General features: G+C 48.8%; 20 protein-coding genes, 1 riboswitch and 1 other annotated feature. Of the genes, 13 read left to right on the top strand and 7 right to left on the bottom strand.

Going from position 1 to position 20798, the window contains the following annotated elements; genetic code table 11:
• Window positions 1-145: 145 nt before the first annotated feature.
• A complete protein-coding gene (locus tag ACXAD6_RS19820) occupies window positions 146-1285 on the top strand; it encodes a conserved virulence factor C family protein (protein ID WP_474970319.1) in 1140 nt (379 codons plus the stop codon).
• Window positions 1286-1297: 12 nt separating this feature from the next.
• Window positions 1298-1726 carry a BrxA/BrxB family bacilliredoxin gene (locus ACXAD6_RS19815; RefSeq protein ID WP_027953252.1) on the top strand — a complete coding sequence of 143 codons (429 nt, stop codon included), beginning with the start codon at window positions 1298-1300 and terminating at the stop codon, window positions 1724-1726.
• A gap of 137 nt (window positions 1727-1863) precedes the next feature.
• Here ACXAD6_RS19815 and ACXAD6_RS19810 read toward each other — a convergent pair whose 3' ends face one another.
• Complete coding sequence (locus tag ACXAD6_RS19810; RefSeq protein ID WP_474970473.1) at window positions 1864-3042, bottom strand: MFS transporter; 1179 nt, start codon at window positions 3040-3042, stop codon at window positions 1864-1866.
• 256 nt (window positions 3043-3298) lie between these two features.
• Here ACXAD6_RS19810 and ACXAD6_RS19805 point away from each other — a divergent pair, with 256 nt between their 5' ends.
• Entirely contained in the window at window positions 3299-3511 is a 213-nt protein-coding gene (locus tag ACXAD6_RS19805; protein WP_474970318.1) for a hypothetical protein, read from the top strand.
• Window positions 3512-3550: 39 nt separating this feature from the next.
• Here the strand turns inward: ACXAD6_RS19805 and mscL are convergent, their stop codons facing one another.
• Window positions 3551-4042: a large conductance mechanosensitive channel protein MscL gene (gene mscL / locus ACXAD6_RS19800; RefSeq protein ID WP_474970317.1), complete on the bottom strand. Its 492-nt coding sequence runs from the start codon at window positions 4040-4042 to the stop codon at window positions 3551-3553.
• 57 nt (window positions 4043-4099) lie between these two features.
• Window positions 4100-5224 carry an IscS subfamily cysteine desulfurase gene (locus tag ACXAD6_RS19795; RefSeq protein WP_474970316.1) on the bottom strand — a complete coding sequence of 375 codons (1125 nt, stop codon included), beginning with the start codon at window positions 5222-5224 and terminating at the stop codon, window positions 4100-4102.
• Window positions 5225-5322: 98 nt separating this feature from the next.
• Between ACXAD6_RS19795 and nadB the strand changes: the two genes are divergently transcribed.
• The 5 genes from nadB to ACXAD6_RS19770 all read left to right on the top strand — a co-directional run bounded on the left by nadB (window position 5323) and on the right by ACXAD6_RS19770 (window position 9722).
• Window positions 5323-6879, top strand: a complete 1557-nt coding sequence (gene nadB / locus ACXAD6_RS19790; RefSeq protein WP_474970315.1) for an L-aspartate oxidase — start codon at window positions 5323-5325, stop codon at window positions 6877-6879.
• Window positions 6854-7705 carry a carboxylating nicotinate-nucleotide diphosphorylase gene (nadC, locus tag ACXAD6_RS19785; RefSeq protein ID WP_474970314.1) on the top strand — a complete coding sequence of 284 codons (852 nt, stop codon included), beginning with the start codon at window positions 6854-6856 and terminating at the stop codon, window positions 7703-7705. Before nadB ends, nadC begins: the two co-directional genes overlap by 26 nt.
• The gene (gene nadA, locus ACXAD6_RS19780) at window positions 7702-8808 is read left to right on the top strand and encodes a quinolinate synthase NadA (protein ID WP_474970313.1); all 1107 of its coding nucleotides are present in this window, start codon (window positions 7702-7704) and stop codon (window positions 8806-8808) included. The genes nadC and nadA overlap by 4 nt, the downstream gene beginning before the upstream one ends.
• Window positions 8809-8882: 74 nt before the next feature.
• Window positions 8883-9479 carry a TetR/AcrR family transcriptional regulator gene (locus ACXAD6_RS19775; RefSeq protein ID WP_474970312.1) on the top strand — a complete coding sequence of 199 codons (597 nt, stop codon included), beginning with the start codon at window positions 8883-8885 and terminating at the stop codon, window positions 9477-9479.
• A 57-nt stretch (window positions 9480-9536) separates the two neighbouring features.
• Window positions 9537-9722, top strand: coding sequence for an H-type small acid-soluble spore protein (locus tag ACXAD6_RS19770; RefSeq protein ID WP_474970311.1), 186 nt, complete (start codon window positions 9537-9539; stop codon window positions 9720-9722).
• Window positions 9723-9835: 113 nt separating this feature from the next.
• Here the strand turns inward: ACXAD6_RS19770 and ACXAD6_RS19765 are convergent, their stop codons facing one another.
• From ACXAD6_RS19765 to ileS, 4 genes are all read right to left on the bottom strand, one after another.
• Window positions 9836-10450 (bottom strand): PH domain-containing protein, encoded by a 615-nt coding sequence (locus tag ACXAD6_RS19765; protein ID WP_474970310.1) that lies wholly within the window; start codon window positions 10448-10450, stop codon window positions 9836-9838.
• 119 nt (window positions 10451-10569) lie between these two features.
• The gene (locus ACXAD6_RS19760; protein WP_474970309.1) at window positions 10570-11280 is read right to left on the bottom strand and encodes a nitroreductase family protein; all 711 of its coding nucleotides are present in this window, start codon (window positions 11278-11280) and stop codon (window positions 10570-10572) included.
• Window positions 11281-11640: 360 nt separating this feature from the next.
• Window positions 11641-12060 (bottom strand): RrF2 family transcriptional regulator, encoded by a 420-nt coding sequence (locus tag ACXAD6_RS19755; protein WP_474970308.1) that lies wholly within the window; start codon window positions 12058-12060, stop codon window positions 11641-11643.
• Window positions 12061-12163: 103 nt separating this feature from the next.
• Complete coding sequence (ileS, locus tag ACXAD6_RS19750; protein ID WP_474970307.1) at window positions 12164-15253, bottom strand: isoleucine--tRNA ligase; 3090 nt, start codon at window positions 15251-15253, stop codon at window positions 12164-12166.
• 100 nt (window positions 15254-15353) lie between these two features.
• Window positions 15354-15582, bottom strand: a binding site (T-box leader).
• 248 nt (window positions 15583-15830) lie between these two features.
• On the opposite strand from ileS, the gene ACXAD6_RS19745 reads away from it, so the two are divergent.
• The 5 genes from ACXAD6_RS19745 (at window position 15831) to ACXAD6_RS19725 (ending at window position 20552) form a co-directional block, all read left to right on the top strand.
• A complete protein-coding gene (locus ACXAD6_RS19745; RefSeq protein ID WP_474970472.1) occupies window positions 15831-16607 on the top strand; it encodes a class I SAM-dependent methyltransferase in 777 nt (258 codons plus the stop codon).
• Between the two features lie 70 nt (window positions 16608-16677).
• Window positions 16678-18003 carry a cytochrome ubiquinol oxidase subunit I gene (locus ACXAD6_RS19740; RefSeq protein WP_474970306.1) on the top strand — a complete coding sequence of 442 codons (1326 nt, stop codon included), beginning with the start codon at window positions 16678-16680 and terminating at the stop codon, window positions 18001-18003.
• Window positions 18004-18027: 24 nt separating this feature from the next.
• Complete coding sequence (locus ACXAD6_RS19735; RefSeq protein ID WP_474970305.1) at window positions 18028-19053, top strand: cytochrome d ubiquinol oxidase subunit II; 1026 nt, start codon at window positions 18028-18030, stop codon at window positions 19051-19053.
• A gap of 94 nt (window positions 19054-19147) precedes the next feature.
• Window positions 19148-20116 (top strand): glutaminase A, encoded by a 969-nt coding sequence (gene glsA / locus ACXAD6_RS19730; RefSeq protein WP_474970304.1) that lies wholly within the window; start codon window positions 19148-19150, stop codon window positions 20114-20116.
• Complete coding sequence (locus ACXAD6_RS19725) at window positions 20106-20552, top strand: DUF4385 domain-containing protein (RefSeq protein ID WP_474970303.1); 447 nt, start codon at window positions 20106-20108, stop codon at window positions 20550-20552. The genes glsA and ACXAD6_RS19725 overlap by 11 nt, the downstream gene beginning before the upstream one ends.
• Before the next feature lie 108 nt (window positions 20553-20660).
• Window positions 20661-20771, top strand: a riboswitch (SAM riboswitch).
• Window positions 20772-20798: the final 27 nt, after the last annotated feature.

The following is a 20798-nucleotide window of genomic DNA, read 5'->3' as shown; positions in this document are numbered from 1 at the left end:
CATACGTCTTTATTTCACAAATGGTTTCATTTTTCGTTGTTCCCCCTTCATCCAAATGCCCGAATGGACAGAAGGAGGATTTTTGGATGCTGCTGCTTATCTTTGGTAAAATGAAAAGATAAGGAACGTTTAGGGGGAATGTTGAATGAGAATTGTTTCGATTGAACCAACACCCAGTCCGAACTCCATGAAGATTAACTTAAGTGAGACACTCCCGGACGGCGAAACGCATAACTACAAAAAAGGGGACGACCATGAACAATCCCCGAATTTCATCCAGCAGCTCTTTGCTGTGGAAGGCGTCAAGGGAGCCTATCATGTGACCGACTTCATAGCCCTCGAGAGAAATGCCCGTGTGTCCTGGGAAGCTATTCTTCCCCAAGTACGTGAAGTCTTTGGCGAGGCAGAAGCGGCAGAACAGACGGAAGAACCCGTTCAGCCGGACGAGCATTTCGGCGAAGTACGCGTCTTCATCCAAATGTTCAAAGGACTTCCGATGCAGGTGAAACTCGAAGAAGGGGACGAGGAGACGCGGGTAGGACTTCCTGAACGTTTTATGGAAGCGGCTATGAAAGCCTCTCCTGCCTCTCCAAACATGATTATGGAACGAAAGTGGGTCGAGCAGAGCCCGCGTTACGGTGATGTCCAGGAAATCGGGGAACAGGTAAAAGAAGAGATTTCCGCAAGCTATGATCAAAACCGACTGGAAACGCTCGTTAAACAAGCGTTTGATGAGGAGATTCCTGTCGAAGATAATCAGGAAAAACAAGCCTCCATTACCTTGGAGACTCTGGATCATGACGATTGGAAGGTCCGGTATGCCGCTCTGGATCAAATGGATCCGACAGCTGAGGATTACCGGATTCTCGATAAAGCGCTTGATGACGGGAAAGCTTCGATCCGCAGGCTTGCGACTGCTTATCTCGGCATGATCGAAGAGCTGGAAACCCTTCCTTATTTGTACAAAGCATTGAATGATAAGACAGTCACTGTCCGGCGCACAGCCGGCGACTGCTTATCCGACCTCGGCTTCAAGGAAGCCATGCCCAAAATGATGGAATCTCTAAGTGATTCCAACAAGCTTGTCCGCTGGCGTGCAGCCATGTTCCTTTACGAACTCGGAGATGAATCTGCTCTGCCTGCCTTAAGAAAAGCGGCGGATGACCCGGAATTCGAAGTACGCCTGCAGGTGAATATGGCTATAGAAAGAATTGAAGGCGGAGAAGAAGCCAAAGGATCTGTGTGGCATCAGATGACACAGGCCACTCAGCAAAAACAACAATAGGAGGTCCACCCCATGAACCCATATGAGCAGTATATGAAAGAAATCTCCCAGCCGATGCGTGATGAATTAACGAACGCCGGCTTTACTGAATTAACAACACCGGAAGAAGTCGATACATTCATCGGCGAAACGAAGGGAACATCCCTCGTTGTCGTCAATTCCGTCTGCGGCTGTGCTGCAGGACTTGCGCGCCCATCTGCAAGAGAATCATTGAACAACGAAAAGGCACCGGAACACCTTGTTACCGTATTTGCCGGACAGGACCGCGAAGCGACTGCGCGTATGCGTGATTACTTCGAAGGGTACGAACCCTCCTCTCCTTCCATGGCTTTATTGAAAGACGGACAGGTCGTCCACTTCATTCCAAGAGAAGACATCGAAGATTATGAGGTCGAGGAAATTACCGCGAACCTGACGAAGGCCTACAACGAATACTGCTGAAACCTTTCAGCCTGCAGAGAAAACCGCATGTTTTCCTGCAGGCTTTTTTCATCCTTCCAGAAAGGATGACTTTTAAGGGCGGGGCCGGATGATCTCTATCAAAAAAAGACGGCCGCGAACACTATCGACCGTCTGGTTTATGCTGTTTTTTGGTTGTCAGGCTGCACAAGCTTCCATACGATGATAAACAACAAAGCCCCTGCTGCCCCTGCCGCCATATAGCTGACGTTCATATATTCTTTCATCAGAAGAGACATCAGCGGAGGACCTGCGGCTACTCCGATAAACCTTGAAGAGCTGTAAAACGAGGTGATGGTCCCCCTTTCCTCCTTCTCAATCCCTTCTGTAATCAAAGCATCCAGCGTAGGCAGCATCGCCCCGATAGACGTGCCGAGGATACTTGTTACGACAAGCAGCCATACCAGCCGCTCATGCATATAGCCTGTAAATACGACACTACCAGCGGCCGTCAGCAGAGAAAAAAGGAGCACCTTTTTCATGACGTCAGTATCTCCCTTAATCTTTCTCCCTGTGATGAAAGCAGACATACACAAGGTGAATAAAGGAATGGCCAGCACAAATCCTTTTTTTACTCCTTTAATATCATGGACCTTCTCCAGCATATCCGACATAAAAAACAAGACGGCAAATAAAACGAGCATGGCATAGGCACCAATAAGAAAAACAGGATATAACCATGCCCCCTCCCGCTTAAAAATTTCTTTCGTTTTTTTAATAAACTGCTTAAAAGGCCGGGGTTTTTCTTCCCCGCCTTTTGGCACCTGAATAAAGAAAAAGACTAAAACAATTGAGATGAGGCTGAAAAAAGAGATCGAGAAAAATGGTAAAAACCATAAGACGGCTGCAAAAGCTGCTCCCAAAATAGGACTGAGCACTTTCCCGAACGTATTGGATGTTTCAATGATCCCCAGGCATGAGCTTGCCTTTGCATCATCATCCTTGTACAAATCCCCCACAAGCGGAAGGATAATGGGCGTTGCTCCCGCTGCTCCCATTCCCTGAAGGACGCGGCCGATGGTGATCCATAGAAACGGCTCCTCCAGCTTCCAGGATGCAAAACCAGCAATCAAACCCCCGATAAAAGCCAGTACGAGACTGGGCAGGATGATCATCTTCCTCCCGAAGCGGTCCGATAAATAACCGGCAATAGGGATGAGAATAATAGCAGCAATGGAATAGCTGGTAATGATCGTACTGGACTGGAAAGACGTAATGCCTACCTTCTTTTCAAAAATCGGAAGTACAGGAATCAACATGGAATTGCCAAGCGTCATCACAAGAGGTATAGAAGCCATACTGACGAGACACCAGCCGCTGACTTTGTTATCCAAAGCGGCACCTCCTACATCTTCATAGTTGTAGGATGTCCCAAATCATTGAATCTCTCCCTCCACTCCTCAGGAAATAAATCCCTCCTAAAGTCACCCGACCAATGAACCAAATCTTTTTAAATTATCAGACTTTACCATAATATAACAAGTTATTCAATTTATCTTAACAATGAGGAGGTATCTTGTGGACGTACCTCAATTTTGAAAGGGGAGTTTATTGATGTTGAAGAAATGGTTACTGGCTTTAGGTATGGTTTCTGTTTTAACACTGGCAGCATGCGGCGGAGAAAGTGAAGAGGAAGGCAACACAGAGGAAGAGCAGACAGAAGAGCAGGAATCCGGTGATACAGAATCAGAGGATTCCTCTGAAATGGAAGGCGAAGATTCCGAAGAGGGTTCTGAAGAAGAATCTGAGGAAGAATCAGCTGAATAACGCACATAACCAAAGGCGCAGTGTCATCACTGCGCCTTTTTATTTGATTCTCCACGTCGTGCCATGTGTCCGGGAGGAAATTTTCTGCTCTTCCAGCGAGGATGAACAATGCGGACAGATGACTGCCCGGGGCGGAATAGGAAGACAACAGTACGGACACTCTTTTTTTGTCAGGCCGTCCAGCGGGTGCTGGTGTGGTTTCTTCCAACGATTCATCTGCCTTACAACGAGGAAGACAGCAAATAGAATAATGACGAAACGGATGAAAGCGGTAAGAAAAAGTCCATAATTGATGGTTGCCGCTCCTGCTTCCTTCGCTGCCGCGAGGGAAGGGTAAAACAAGCCGTCCAGACTGATGAACATATTTTCGAAATTCATACTGGAATACAGAACACCGATGGGAGGAAGAAGCAGGTCGGTGACGAGGGAGTCGATAAAACCGCTGAATGCAGCTCCAAGCACCATTCCAACCCCCATATCGACAGCGCTTCCCCGGATGGTGAACTGTTTGAATTCATGAAAAATCCCCATCCTATCCCCCCTTTCCCTCATTGTATGAAAGAAAAATAGGAAGCATGTCCCTGCCTTTCAAACGTGCTCCCGAGGCAGATACTGATTCAGATGATGGGCAAGATCGAGGATATCCGTTTTTGAATGGTGATGGCTGAAGGATATCCGAATAAAAGACTTCGCGTCTTCTTCTTTCACCCCCATGGCGCTTAACGTATACGATGGCTGCTGCGTATGGGTGCGGCAGGCGCTGCCCGTCGAAAAGAAGTACCCTTTCCGGCTGCCTTCCAGCATCATCCACTGCCCCTGATGGTTATCGATCATCAGACCTATGATGGGCACAGGCTGATGTTCGGTGTCTCCGGCCAGCTGCCAATATCCAGTTGTTAACTCCTCAAGAAAAGATGTTTTTAATTGTTGATGATAAGCAGCACGTACAGGGAGGTGCTTGACTGCTTTTTCCGCAGCCGTAACGAATCCGGCGGCCCCCGGTACATCCACGGTTCCCGGGCGTACCCCTTTTTCATGGGTCACGTTTGGGGTAAGAGGCTGAAAGGAAAGATCAGGACGTATGTATACAGCCCCTGTCCCCTTGGGCCCGGACACTTTGTGGCTGGAAACCGATAAACTGTCCACAATGGATCCGATGGTGCTTAAGGAAATTTTCCCAAAGGACTGTACGCAGTCACAGTGGAGCAGAGATCCATACTTCCTTGCCGTATGGACAGCTTCTTCCACTGGCTGAATGGACCCGATTTCTCCATTGACATGGTGAAGAGCGACGACAGCAGGTTCATCATACAGGGCTTTTTCCAGTTTTGTAAGATCGACCTGCCCATTTGGATGCAGCGGGATGATCGTCACTCGGATGCCCTGTCCTTTCATCCGCTCTGCCAGATTGTGAATGGAAGAATGTTCCCCTCCGGAAATGACAAGATGCTGACTGTTAAGTGCCCTTATTAATGCCGATACAGCCAGTTCATTACTTTCTGTTCCTCCACTCGTAAAAGCAATTCCTTCATACGGGACGTGAAGGAGTTCCCCAAGCTTCTTCCGGCAGTGTTCCAATAATGAGGAAGCTTTTGTTCCTGCATCGTGGAGACTTTGCGTATTTCCATAGTAGTGAGTGGCAGCATGGACATAAGCCTCCAATGCCTCTGGATCCACCGGACTTGTGGCCGCATAATCAAAATATCGATTCATGATCGATCCCCCTGTTCAACAAACGCTTGCCTTCAGTTTAAATTTATGTGAACATTAGTGTCAATACATATGTATATACATTAACAGGAGGGAACGACATGGATGCAGATGTTTTGATCATTGGAAGCGGCGCTTCTGCTTTACAGCTTGCCAGACACCTTCGTCCGACAATGAATGTGATATTACTCACAAAGTCTACATTACAACACAGCAATTCTTTCTTGGCGCAGGGCGGAGTTGCGGCAGCACTTGGCGGGGATGACAGCCCTTCCTCCCATTACAACGACACCGTTAAAGCCGGCCGCTTTACCAATGCATTGCGGCCCCTTCACATTATGATCCGGGAAGCGAACTCCGTCATCCATGATCTGGCTTCTATCGGCTGCGCATTCGATAAAGATTCACTGGGACAGTTTCAGCTGGGACGGGAAGGCGCCCATGGACAAAGCCGCATTGTCCACGGAGGGGGAGATCAAACCGGCAGGAGGCTTGTGGAATGCTTGGCAGATGTGCTGCCGCCAAACGTAACTGTTCTGGAAAATCAGTTCGTTTTTGAATTACTTATCAACGATCAGAGAGAATGTTTTGGTGCACGAAGTAAGGATGCATACGGGAAGATCCATACCTTCCTTTCTCCCCATACCGTCCTCGCTGCAGGAGGGTGCGGCCAGGTGTATGCCTGTACTTCCAATGCAGCATCCGCTGAAGGGGACGGCATCGCTCTTGCTTTTGAGGCTGGAGCGGAGTTGATTGATATGGAGTATATCCAGTTTCACCCCACCCTTCTTTACATTAACGGGCAGGGCGCCGGGTTAATTTCCGAAGCTGTACGAGGAGAGGGAGCTGTGCTTGTCGATGAGACCGGCAGAAGAATCATGAAAGGGATCCACCCGATGGAAGATCTTGCCCCGCGCCATGTGACGGCTCAGACCATCTTTCACCACCGTCAAAAAGGCCGGCCGGTCTTTTTGGACATCCGGCACGTGCCTCGTTTTCAGGAACGGTTTCCTTCCATCACCGCCCTCTGCCTGAAGCATCAGGTCGACCTTCAGCAAGGTCTGATTCCTGTGGCACCTGGGTGTCATTTTATTATGGGAGGGGTCAAAACAGATGACAGGGGCAGGACGAACGTTCCCGGATTATATGCTGTTGGAGAAAACGCCTGTACAGGAGTCCATGGTGCCAGCCGACTGGCGAGCAATTCCCTGTTGGAAGGCCTCGTTTTCGGCAGAAGAGCCGCACGGTTTTTGAACTCCCTGTCATCCTCTCTCCCCTCGCAGCGACGGAAAAAAAGTCCGCCGCCTGCCGTTCCCCTTCATCTCCCTGAACGGCAGGTTATTCAGAAGCGGACGATGGAAGCAGCAGGAATTGTAAGAAACCATAAGGATCTGCATGCCCATAAAAAATGGCTGGACTCTTTCCCAACGGGTCATGGTTTTGATAAAGGGATGTTGACGAAGGAGCAGGTAACGGTTTTATTCCTGCTCCATACAGCCCGGTTGATTACGACCGCTGCTTTGGAACGAAAGGAAAGCCGAGGCAGTCATTTTCGTTCTGACTATCCCGAAGAACAGGCAGAGTGGAAGGACCAGACCATCCTGCTTCAATCCCACACAAAGGAGACGAATGATGAACCGCATCAAACGCTTGGATAAACTGAAGGATTTCTTAATCGAGGATATTGGAGATTACGATGTCAGTACGGATCTGCTGTTTCCTGCCGATCAGCACGGCATGCTGCGCATCACCGCTAAAGAAAAAGGAATATTCTGCGGAGGATGGGTGGTTACAGACAGCTACCATCTCCTCAACGAAAAGGTTAGAACAAAGGTGCTTGTCCAGGACGGAGACGAATTCCAGCCGGGCACCTGTCTGGCTGAGGTTTACGGACCGATGACGGATCTTCTGAAAGGGGAAAGGGTCGTCCTTAACTGCATTCAGCGGCTGAGCGGCATCGCCACTCTGACCAGGAAAGCTGTCCGGACCCTCGGGAATCCAAAGATCCGTCTTTGTGACACGAGGAAAACGACGCCGGGGCTGCGGATGTTTGAAAAGGAAGCCGTCCGCGCCGGTGGCGGATACAATCACCGCTTCGGACTATATGATGCTGTCCTGTTAAAAGACAACCACATCGCTTTTTATGGATCTCTTACAAACGCCGTCCAGCATATCAAAGCAAAAACCGGCCATATGGTGAACATCGAAGTGGAAACCGAGACAGACGAACAGGTGCTGGAAGCGGTGGATGCGGGGGTGGACGTCCTTATGTTTGATAACCGTCTTCCTGAAGACATTGAACGGATGCTTCCTTCTATTCCAGAGACCATCACGACCGAAGTTTCCGGCGGCATCCATCTGGACAACCTTTCCACTTACCGCCATTTGAACGTGGACTACATTTCCCTCGGCTTTTTAACCCACAGCGTCCGATCGCTTGATTTCAGCGCCCGGGCGGTTTTAATGAAGGAGGAGATGTTATGAACCTTTTTGAAACTTTGAATTCGACACGCCCCTCCCTGCCTGAACGGTACAAGAGGATGGCTGATGAAGAGCTTGAAGAGATGATTATACGAGTGAAACAAGAATGGGGTCCTCGGTTATTCATTCCCGGACACCACTACCAAAAAGATGAAGTCATCCAATTTGCTGATGCCCGCGGAGATTCGTTAAAGCTTGCCCAACTATCCGCCACTCAGCACGAGGCGGAAGCCATCGTTTTTTGTGGTGTTCACTTTATGGCGGAAACGGCGGACCTTTTAACAAGAGAAGATCAGCACGTCTTCCTCCCCGATATGCGGGCAGGGTGTTCCATGGCTGACATGGCTGATATCCGCCAAACGGAACGGGCATGGGAGCAGTTGACGGCTTTGTTTGGAGACACGATTCTTCCTCTCACCTATGTAAATTCCACAGCTGCGATTAAATCGTTCGTCGGGGAACATGGCGGGGCGACAGTCACGTCATCGAATGCAGCGGATATGGTGACGTGGGCGTTCAACCAAAAACCGCGCCTGTTATTCCTCCCTGATCAACATCTGGGCAGGAATACAGCCTTCGAGCTTGGAATTCCTCTAGAAAAAATGGCCGTATGGGATCCGGTTCAGGAAGAGCTGGTGGGCAGCGGCCCCATGGATGAGGTCCAGGTTATCTTATGGAAAGGACACTGCTCTGTTCATGAAAATTTCACCACCGTGAATGTGGATCACATTCGTGCGGAATATCCGGATATGAAGATCATCGTCCACCCGGAGTGCTCAAGAGAGGTTGTCGAAGCGTCTGACATTTCCGGATCCACTAATATGATTATCCAGTCTATCGAACAGTCTCCTCCGGGCAGCGCATGGGCAATCGGAACGGAAATGAACCTCGTAAACCGGATCATCCAGGAGCACCCGGACAAGCATATCCTTTCACTTAACCCAAGGATGTGTCCATGCTTGACGATGAATCGGATTGACCTCCCCCATTTGGCATGGGCTCTCGAATCGCTGGCTGAAGGCCAACCTCCGAACCGGATCAAAGTGGCCGAACAAGTGGCCGGGCCGGCACGTCTTGCCCTGAACCGGATGTTGGATCACGCTTAGATTCCGTTGCATTTCCTGCAAAAGAGCGTACACTCAAAAGGAGAGTACTTACTGTTTTGAAGGAGCTGATCCCTATGCACATGAACGAAGAAGAACAGCAGCGGATGCTGAAGGCGGCCTACAGCCTCTTTTCCACCAAAGGATTCAGTGGAACGAGCGTAAAGGAAATCGCCGGACAAGCGGAAGTTTCTGAAGTGTCAGCTGCCCGTACCTACCCATCCCTGATGGATTTGTTTATTGATTCCTTTTCTGAAAGCTTTATTCAGCAGCTGGAGACCACCTCTGTAGAGGTCCATCCATCGACGAATCAAGAGCCGGCGGAAATGATTTATATGTACTTATGGAACCGGATGAAGGAGTTCACGTCGATGGATAAATCCGTGTTCAAAGAAATGATGAACAGCCTCTTCCCCGTGATGGAAGGCGACGCCGAAAATCGCAGAAAAATGATCGGTATCGACTTCATGCTGGTGGACGAAATGATCGTTCTTTTGAATGAGATGAAGGAAAAAGAGCTCCTGCCCGCGGATTTTAACGCCAATCAGGCTGCCGAAATCATATACAGTTCCCTGGCTTTCGAGTTTCTATTGTACGTGTATGAAGAGGAAGTTTCCCTGGAGATGTTTTTGAACGGAATCAAAAGAAAGCTCGATTTCATTATCGGGCGGTGATGCATATAAACCGTCGTGGAGGCAGACAGTAAACGTAAACGACAGGAGTTCTCCATGATGAACAAAGAACGCGCCAAAGAAATCTTTCATTCCCCTGATAGGATCCAGGTCCATCATAAGGACCGGGAAATTTATATTGAAGAAGTGATAGAACGCAGTGAAATGGCGAGGATTCACCCGACGGATCAGCCGAATATCGTTCAGAAAGTTCCGTTGTACGAACTCAAAGAACTGGATCAGTGAACGGGATGAATAACTAAATATACAAAAAGCCTGTAAAGACACGATGTCTTTACAGGCTTTTTTATAACCAGGATCATCAGAGGACGGCCCTCTTATTATACTGCGCAGAGAACTTAATTCTGGATGTACTTTTCGAAGATCTCCCTGAAATCCTTGCGTGTATGCTCGGTGTGCTTTTGAGCGAGCCAATCATAGGTGAACGTTACGGATTCCTTAAACTCAGAGGAGACTTGATTGTCATGGAACCTGTTTTCGCGCAGAAGATCACGGGCAGCCTCCAGACTTTCTCTCGCATATTCCGCATGGAGCTGATGGTCTTCCTGAATCTGAGAAATCGCTGTAAGGGATTTATAAAGATCGGCAATGGCCTCGCCTTCATCTTTAGCAATATCAATACTCATGGACTGACTGCCGATGGCAAATTTGATTTCCAGATCAAGGTCGATGGTTCCTGCGGTTTCTATGGTTACGTTTCGAATCGGATTTTTGTAATAGTCGTAGCGCAGAATATTCCGTTTGCTGCTGGAGGCTTTCTCCCCGTCCAGGTGAATGAGGGCCCGGTTGGTAAAGCAGTACTCATCACTTTTTGATTTGATCAGAAAGTGGATCTTTTCTCCATCTTCCGTCAGGACAAAATCATCCGACTGGGTCTTATCAAAATCTTCTTTAGAAATAATTCTCCCAATATCACTCAACCCGAGGGCATCACTGGCCAGCTTTTTAAACATAGGAAAACCTCCTTTAAATTCTTCTTCTACATCATTCGACAGACAACGTCCATTCCCTTCCGTGGATAGAAAATTCCCGAAAAGAAAAGCCGTCCCCATATCGGAACGGCATGCTTTATTTATTCGTAACGGTTCCACTGCACCACTTCGTCCAATGGAAGACGGGTCTTTTGAAAACCAGCTTTTGTACCTTTTCCAAGGGAAATCAGCATAACAGCTTCATAGTTTTCAGGAACATTGAAAGTTTCCAGGAACTGCGCTTCATCATAACCGCCCATCGGTACGGTGTCATAGCCTTTCGCTTTTGCTGCAAGCATCAGCTGGTTGGCCACGATTCCGCCATCAATGTGAGCGATTTTCGCAAGACGCTCTGTCGGGAAGTTTCCGTAGTTATCAAAAATGCTGTTGACGTACATGTTTTTCACATCTTCAGGCATGTTGCCTTTTTCAGCAATCTGGCTGTAAATCTGGTCTGCGTTTTTATAGGCCTCACGGTCACCAAGAACAGCCACAACGACGGATGCATCGACGATCTGCTGCTGATTGCTGGCGATAGGTAGAAGCTTTTCTTTTTCCGCCTGATCTTCGATGACAAGGAATCTCCACGATTGAAGGTTACTGGAAGATGGAGCCAGAACCGCTGTTTCCAGAATCTCACGGATTTCACTTTCTTCCATTTTGAATTCAGGATCATACTGGCGGACAGAGCGGCGTTCTTTGGCTACGGTTAGAAAATCCGTATCCTCCAGCTGCTTCGGTGCTTCTTTCGTTGTATCGATTTCTTTTACTTTATTTAGGTATTCTTCTTTACTCATTGTATTTTGAGACATGATGATGCTCCTTTAAACTGTATTTATCACAAGAACAGTATATGATTTAACTGTTCCTTTGTCAACTACAGTTTATGATAACCCAAGAAAAGCCCGGCATAACGTTTCGCTTCCATCCGTTTCTGTTCATAAGACTCTTTTTACGAATGGAATGGCGAGATCAACTCCAGCTTTCCGTAGTGACGCCTGTGGGAAAAAGATCCACCGATAAGCGGAACGTGACCTTACTAATCATGAGCTGAATTTGAGGGTGCCCTTTGTTGAATAAAAGGTCGTCCATTTTCCATACAAAAAACATCTCGGATTTTACAGAAAAAAAGGACTGCCGAGAATTCTCTCGACAGTCCGTCTAAAACAACATTACGATTCCTTTTGAATCAGGTCGGCAATGGTTTTCTCTTCAAGCCCGGCTACAACCCAGCTTTCCATATCATTACGGAGTTCAATCAAGGATTCCCTTGTAGAAGGCGCAAAGCATTCTTTGCCTCCGACATTAAAGAAACCCTTCGGAAAAGTTTCCGCTCTCATTGCTTCATAGACTTCTGACAGCTTTATATCTTCGGGGTCTTTCACTAAGGAATAGCCCCCTTCTCTACCTTCTTTGGCGTGAATCAATCCCGCCTTCACTAAGTGACGGAGGATCTTTCTTAAGAACACAGATTTGGATTCCAGCTTTTCGGCAAGCTTTCCACTCGGGCAGAGTCCTTCATTTTCAGCAAGGACGACAAGGGCCTGAACAGCCATCCCAAACCATCGTGTGCTTGATACCTTTTCTGCCATGATTTCACCTCTTCATCTGCTTCTTATTTTGGGACATCCTGCAAAAAAAGTCAAAACACCGGAACGGCAAAAAAGCCCCGGCCGGAGCCGGGACTTTCCATCCTTACTGTGTAAGAGCCAGTTTCAGTGTATGATCACCAACGGTATACTCTTTCATTTCCTCTTTTTCGCCGACCGTGAGCTCCTTAACGAGGACATTCTCACGAATCAGCTGTTCGTTCTGCTTAATGGCTTCCTGTACTTCTTCATCACCGGCAAGAGCGATGTCGACACGAAGATCGATCGGCAGGTCCTGCTGCTTCCGCTCATCCTGAATCACACGAATCACTTCACGGGCAAGGCCCTCAAGGCGGAGCTCTTCTGTGATGGATGTATCAAGAACGACGTGGAAGTCCTGGTTGGACCCCATGGACAGGCCGGCGTCGGCCACACGTTCCACGTTCAACAGATCCATCGGTACTTCAACCTCACCATCGGCTGTTGGCACGACTGCTTTTTCATTTTGGACAACGGCTGCGGCTTCTTCTTCCGACAGCTTTTCCAGATAGCCTTTGACGAGACCGACATTCTTACCAAGTACCGGGCCGGCTGCGCGGAAGTTCAGCTTCACTTCATAACGGACAAGATCCTCGGAAGACTGCTTAACAACAACTTCTTTGACGTTGATCTCATCACGGATGATGCTGCTGTATTCCTCCAGCGCCTTGCCCAGATCCGGGTTGACCGGAATGACGACAAGCTCAGAGAGCGGCTGTTTCGTCTTGATCGCTTCTGTATTACGCACACCACGGGCAAGCTCGACCACCTGCAGGACAGCGTCCATATCTTTTTCCAGCTGTTTATTGACGACAGCATCGTCCACTTTCGGGAAGTGGGCCAGGTGCACACTTTCACCCGTCAAGTTCTGGTAGATATCCTCAGCCAAGAACGGTGTGAACGGAGCCATCAACTGGCTCAGCTGCGTCAGCACTTCATGAAGCGTATGGTAGGCCGCTTTTTTGGACTCGGTCATGCCTTCTTCCCAGAAACGGTCACGGGAGCGGCGGATGTACCAGTTACTCACTTCATCGATATATTTCTCAAGAGCCTTCGCTCCTTTGGTGAAGTCGTAATCCTCAAGGGCTTCTTCCACGACAGCTGTCACACTGTTCAAACGGGAAAGGACCCAGCGGTCAAGCAGCGTCTTCTCCCCGGTTTCATCCTTATTGAACGTGTAGCCGTCGATATTCGCGTACAGCGTATAGAAACCGTGCGTGTTCACAAGGGTATCAATGACTTTGGACTTGGCTTCAATCACGACACGCTCAGAGAAACGTTTGTTGTTCCAAGGGGCACTGTCCGCAAGAAGCGCCCAGCGGAACGGATCGGCACCGAACTTATTGACGATGTCTGTCGGATTAAGGGCATTTCCCTTACTCTTCGACATTTTACGGCCTTCTTCATCAAGAATGTGGCCGGTGGAAAGGACGCGCTTATACGGTGCTTTGCCTGTGAACAGCGTAGAAACCGCAAGCAGGCTGTAGAACCAGCCACGTGTCTGGTCAATTCCTTCACAGATCACATCAGCCGGGAACTGCTTTTCAAACTGCTCCTGGTTTTCGAACGGGTAATGCTGCTGGGCAAACGGCATGGAACCGGAATCGAACCAGACGTCAATGACTTCCGGCACACGGTCCATCGTGCCGCCACATTTTTCACAGGAAACCTGAACACGGTCGACGTAAGGCTTGTGCAGCTCAACGTCTCCGATATCTCCGATCGCTTTTTCCTGAAGGTCCGCTTTACTGTGCGGAGCGTATTGGTGGTCACAGGAATTACACATCCAGATCGGCAGCGGTGTTCCCCAGAAACGGTTCCGACCGATGTTCCAGTCGACCATATTCTCGAGGAAGTTTCCGAAGCGTCCGTCTTTGATGTGATCCGGATGCCAGTCGACCTGCTGGTTGTTGGCAAGGAATTGATCCTTAAGCTCTGTCGTTTTGATGAACCAGCTTTCGATTGCGTAATAAAGCAGTGGTGAATCACAGCGCCAGCAGTGTGGATAGCTGTGCTCATATTTTTCTTTATGGAAAAGAAGACCTTCATTAGCCAGGTACTTCACGATATCTACATCACAGTCTTTCACGAAGCGTCCTTCGAATGGAGGGATATCTGCTGTGTAGCGTCCCTGTCCGTCTACAACGTTAAAGAAGGAAAGATTGTGTTCTTTGACGAGGTTGTAGTCATCTTCCCCGTAGGCAGGTGCGATGTGAACAACACCCGTACCGCTTTCGGCGTTGACGAAATCTGCTTCGACAACGAAATGACCACGCTCAGGCTTTACAAACGGGAATGGTGCTTCATAGGATACACCGCTGAACTCGCTTCCTTTATGCTTGGATACGACCGTATAATCTTCGCCAAGATTTTTCTCAGCAAGAGCTTCAGCAACGATGTAAACTTCGCCGTCTTTTTCTGCTTTGATGTAATCGAGATCTGCATGGACAGCCAGGGTAACGTTGGCCGGAAGTGTCCAAGGCGTCGTCGTCCAGCCAAGGAAGAATTCATTCTCTGTCCCTTTGACCTTGAACTTCGCTGTCGCGGACAAGTCTTTCACATCTTCATAGCCTTGAGCCACTTCGTGGGAGCTCAAGGTTGTCTGACAGCTCGGGCAGTACGGAGTAACCCGGTGACCCTTGGATAGCAGGTTGCGCTTATGAAGGTCACTCAGGATGTACCAGACGCTTTCAATATAACGGTCCTGAAGCGTTACATACGGATCATCCATATCGAGCCAGTACCCGATGGATTCCGTGAATTCACGCCACTCTTTTTCATAGTTGAAGACACTTTCCTTACACTTCTCGATGAACTTCTCTACACCATATTCCTCGATCTGCTGCTTTCCGGAAATGCCGAGCTGCTTTTCAACTTCCAGTTCAACCGGAAGACCATGAGTATCCCAGCCGCCCTTACGCAGCACCTGATAGCCCTGCATCGTTTTGTAACGGCCCACAAAGTCCTTGATGACCCGGCCGAGGACGTGACCCGCGTGCGGAAGTCCGTTCGCTGTCGGAGGTCCTTCATAAAAAACGAAAGTTTCTGCGCCTTCGCGCTCATTCATGGAGCGTCGGAAGACATCTTCTTGTTTCCAGTAATCTTTGACACGATTCTCGCGGTCTAAAGCCACTTCCTTCGTATTGACACTGCGCATTTCTTCCACCTCTTACCCTTTTATTTTGTATAGATAATCACATGGGACACAACTGGATACAGTTTCCCTGAAAAAAACAAAAAATCCGCCCCTGTATGAAAACAGGGACGGATGTTCATTCCGCGGTACCACCCATATTCCGTGCAGGTTCAGCCGCACGGCGCTCGGTAAAAAACGGATAACGGACGTCAGCCGGTTCCACCTACTCTCAATCATTTCAGCAGAACTTCTCAGGGATGATCTTCAACCGATTCCGCCGTCGCTTTCCACCAGCCAGCGACTCTCTACAGGTCAGGTGATCGATTTACTCTTCCCGTCAATGAAACTATACGTATCTTCTCTAATCGTACAATGGAACGTCAGGGATGTCAAAAAGTTTCTTACCCCCATCTTCGCCCATTCCCCTACGGATTATACGTGTGGATTTCACTTTACACCCCCACTGATTTTCTGTCACTTTTTACGATTGGATCTTTGATTTGTTCTGGTGATCACGGCAGATCAAAGATTGGTATTATCCAAAACCAAAGCTTCGGATTACACTATAAACAACTCCATTGAAGGAAGGGTGTCTGTGATGAAAAACGAACAGAAACGGCGTGTACAGGAAACTTTCTCAAAAAACAAAGAGGCCTATGTCCAAAGCACCACCCATAACAACCCTGATGATTTGAGACTGTTGGTCGAATGGCTGAAGCCGGAAAAACACTGGAGGGTGCTGGATACAGCTACAGGCGGCGGTCATGTGGCCAAGGCCGTGCAGCCGTTCGTGAACCGTGTTTACGCGGCGGATCTGACAAAGGAAATGCTTCAGAACACAGCCGCCCATCTTTCCGGCATGGCCAATATCGCGTTCATTATAGCGGATGCTGAAGAGCTTCCTTTTCTTGACGATTACTTCGATGCGGTCACCTGCCGGATTGCTCCCCACCACTTTCCTGAACCCGATACCTTTGTATCGGAAGTCTCCCGCGTCCTGAAACCTGGCGGCCGCTTCCTCATGATCGATAACACAGCCCCTGAAGATGATCGGCTTGATCATTTTTACAACGCTCTTGAAAAAAGGAGGGACCCCAGCCACGTCCGCGCCTTGAAGGTATCGGAATGGGAGGCCTTATTCAACGACCAATCGCTGATTGTGAAGAAACACTTGAGACGACAGAAGACCCTCCCCTTTTCGTCGTGGGTGGCCCGCACCCAGCCTTCTCCAACAGAACAGCACGCCATAGAACAGGATTTATTATCGGCCGACAGCCATACGAAAGCCTACTTTTCGATTACATCATCAGATTCAGGTGTTGAACACTTTTCCATCGACGAGTATATGGTTCTTGTAGAAAAAGGTTCCTGCTAACGAATAATCCTCCACCTCATAGGAAGAATAACCAAAGGATATTGAAACTTGTTGTGAGGTGGGAAATCAAATGGATATCGTCGTCATGGCCCGTGCCCTTTTCGGAACTTCCCTGGGCTTCCATATCATCTACGCCACTATCGGTGTAGGGCTTCCCGTGATGATCATTATTGCGGAAGTTATGTATTTCATTAAAAAAGACAGCGATTATGCCCTGCTGGCGCGAAGATGGACGAAGGCTTTCGCCATCCTGCTTGCTGTATCGATCGCATCCGGAACAATTGTCGGCGTAATGATTTCCCTGCTGTTTCCTGATTTCATGGAAATCGTCGGCCAAGTCATCGCCCTGCCGTTCCAGATGGAGATTTTCGCTTTCCTGATTGAAGCGGTTTTCATGTCGATTTATTTATATGCGGCGGACCGCCTGCCGCCGACGCTCCGTCTTGTGAGCATCATCTCTGTTGCTCTTGGAGCGACTGCGTCGGCCATACTGATTACGGATGTGCATGCCTGGATGAACACCCCGGCGGGATTCCGGATGCTGCCGGACGGGGAGATTACAGACATCGATACGTGGGCGGCCTTTTTCAACCCGAGCTTCGGCGTCACCGCCATTCACGTTACCCTTTCCGCCTACATGACGGTGGCTTTTCTTGTGGCTTCCGTAGCCGCCCTCCGCTTGATGAAATCAAAAATCACTGATCAGGAGCGGGCCTACCATAAAAAAGCGTTGATGATCGCCCTTTATTTCGGCGCGTTGATGTCTTTGGGAACAGCGATCAACGGCCACGAAACCGCTCAAATGCTGCATGAATACAACCCAAGAAAACTGGCAGCTGCCGAAGGGCTGTTCGAAACTCAGCGTTATGCCCCGCTTTCTGTCGGAGGCTACACATCCCTCGAGGACCAGCGGGTGAAGTACGCCATTGAAATTCCATACGGACTGAGCTTCCTTGCTGGTGACCGGTTTGATACCGAAGTGATCGGTCTGAATGAATACCCGCAGGAGCTGTGGCCGCCCTTGTATGTCCATATTCTGTTCAATGTCATGGTCGGCATCGGTACCGTCCTGATTGCCGTCGCTTTTGCCGCCTTGTTCTGGAAACTTGTTCTTAAAAAAGAGTTTCCCGGATGGATTCTCGCCATCCTTGTCGTCAGCGGCCCGCTGGCTCTGCTGGCGATTGAAGCCGGCTGGTGCTTCAGCTGTATCGGGCGTCAGCCGTGGACGATTACAGATGTCCTGAGAACAGGGGAAGCTGCAACAAAATCCAAAAGTGTCGGTTTTCTCTTTTACTTGTTCATGGGTTTGTACATCACTCTGTTGTTCGTCACAGGATTCGTCCTCCGGTTCTATTTCAAGAGAAACCCTGTCAGCCGGGACTTGAGCTCTCAATAAAGGCAGAGAAAGGAAGAACATTTCATGGAAGCTTCAACACTGGCCGTCACCATTTTGTGGAGCCTGCTGTTCATTTACGCAATGCTTGGCTCTCTTGATTTTGGAGCAGGGTTCTGGGGGATGATTTATGGAAAAAGTGAAGAGAAAAGCGCCTCCCAGATTGCGAACCGCTTTTTATCTCCGACGTGGGAGGTCACCAATGTATTCCTCGTCATCTTCGTCGTATCTGTGGTCACGTTTTTCCCTTATGCAACGACGCTTCTGAGCAGTGTCCTGCTTGTTCCTGTCGCGCTCGGACTGCTGCTCCTGACGATCCGCACCACCTTTATGGTGTTCCAGCACTATGCTGGGAAATTTGTCGGACTCCTTCGTGTCACCTCCGGGGTCACAGGGCTGATCATTCCTGCCCTGCTCGTTAGTATTCTCCCGATCACCCTCGGTGGGTTCATCAGTTTCGAAGATGATTATCCACGGTTGGAATACGGAGATCTTCTGACCCATCCGACGCTGTACATGCACGTATTGTTCGGCCTTTCGACAGAACTGTTCATTTCTTCCGTCTTCTTAATGGATTATGCCAAGGAAGCCGAAGATTGGGACGCGTATGATACCTTCCGGAAACATGCTCTTTGGCTCGGACCTGTCAGCATCGCCGTCGCTATGCTGACCATTGGAACGTTTCCTGAAGAAGCTGGTTGGATCGTTGATAATATTGAGCAGAACTGGCTCATCTTCGGTCTTTCCTTATTGTTTTTCCTGATCGGCTATGTTCTTTTGTTTTTGAAAAAACCGGACGGAAGAAAGGGACGGGCCCGACCTGCCGTCATCATGATCGTGCTGCAGTACGGATTCGCTATTTATGCCTACGGATCCGCCCACCTGCCGTACTTGATTTACCCGGATTTAACAGTCAGCGATGGGTTCACCAACGCGTCCACCTTCTATCCGATGCTGATCGTTTACGCCGTCGGGTTCGGAATTTTGATTCCAGCCTTCTATTTATTCTGGAGGTTGTTCCTGAAAGACCGGCGCTACTTAAAGCAGCAGTAAGCACATGCAGCCACTTCCCTGCGGGGATGGCTGCTCTTTTTTGTTTACCCACTTTCTGTAAAAGGGTACTGAACTACAAAAAAGGAGAAACGCTATGACAGAACTATCGAACTCCTATTTGGAAGAAGCCATTGAAGACAGCCGTCCCTATGCTTCTCAAGGAAAGGTGAATATGAACCTTCCTGATTACGGGGAGGCAAATAAAGACTACCTCGGCGTCAGCATCATCACGACAGACGGCTCGAGTTACAGCGCCGGGGATCATGATAAATACATTCCGATGCAGAGTACCTCAAAAGTCATCAGCTTGATGCTTGCTCTCCAGGACTTCGGAAAGGACCGTGTTTTTCAAACTGTAGGAATGGAGCCGATGGGAGATTTCTTCAATTCCATCAGCCAGCTGGAATCCTATGACACAAGCAAGCCTTTCAATCCGATGATTAACGCGGGCGCCATCGCTACAGCTTCCCTTATTAAAGGACAGAGCGTGGAAAACCGGTTCGACCGCTACATGAATTTCTTAAAGAAAATCACCAGCAACGATCATCTAGAAATGAGCGGTGAGATGTACGAAGCAGAAAAGGCGAACGGCTCGCGCAACCGTTCCCTCGCCTACTTTATGCACAGCACAGGAACCCTTGTGACCGATGTGGAAGAAGCGCTGGATTTATACTATCGTATGAATTCAGTCATGATGTGCTGTCATGACTTTGCCCGGGTCGGCTTGTTCCTTGCTAAAGGCGGTCTCGATCCAGATACGGAAGAAAGCTTGATTCCTGCCCACCACCTAAGAACCGTAAAAGCCATCATGATGACCTCCGGGATGTACAACTCCTCCGGTCACTACGCAGTCGAAGCTGGATTCCCGTGTAAAAGCGGAGTATCCGGGAGCATCATCGGTACGGTTCCTGGAAGAATGGGCATCGGTGTCGTCGGCCCTGCCATTGATGAAAAGGGAAACAGTACAGCCGGCGGCGCTTTGATCAAAAAAATGTCCAGGGACCTGAAATTAAATATGTTCGGCATAGAAAATACAGAAAGGACGAAGGACCATGCCTTTTGATTACGATCTGGATTTTGATTCCATTGATTTCAGAGAAGAACCCGGAAAATACCGCGTCGGGCGCGGAGAACAGGGGGTGCTTCTCGTCGAGCCCTACAAAAGTGAAATTCTGCAGCACTGGCGCTTCAAAACACCTGAGATCGCAAAAGAGTCGTCAGAAAAAATCTACGCCATGTTCGAAGAGTATAAGAAAAACGATGATTTTGTCGGCATGGATATGGCCCGTAAATTCCTCCAGATGGGGTATACACGCTCGCGACGGTACGCCAATTATAAAGGCGGAAAAAAATACGATGACGATGGAGATATCAATGACCGGGATATAGATGAGGAAAAAGCAGAATCAGCCCGGATTTTCGAAGAGAAATGGATCAAAGTCCGCGAAGATGAAGAATACCTTGAGAAAAAACGGGCCCACCAAAAGGAATACGGATAAAATCAGGACGTTCCGATTAAAAATTGGAAAATCTTCCGCATGCATATTGTCAAAACTTTCTGAGTAGTGTAGAGTAGTCATCAACATTTACATGAACTTACAATTATATTCTTATCAAGAGAGGCAGAGGGACTGGCCCTGTGAAGCCTCAGCAACCCCTGGTATCGACCAGAAGGGTGCTAACTCCAGCAAGTTGTTGATCAACTTGAAAGATAAGAAGAAGCCTTGGATATCCAGGACGCCTTC

Source organism: Halobacillus sp. ABH2_015, assembly GCF_056158945.1.
Note: the sequence above shows the minus strand (reverse complement) of the source record. Positions and strands in the feature narration are given on the sequence as shown.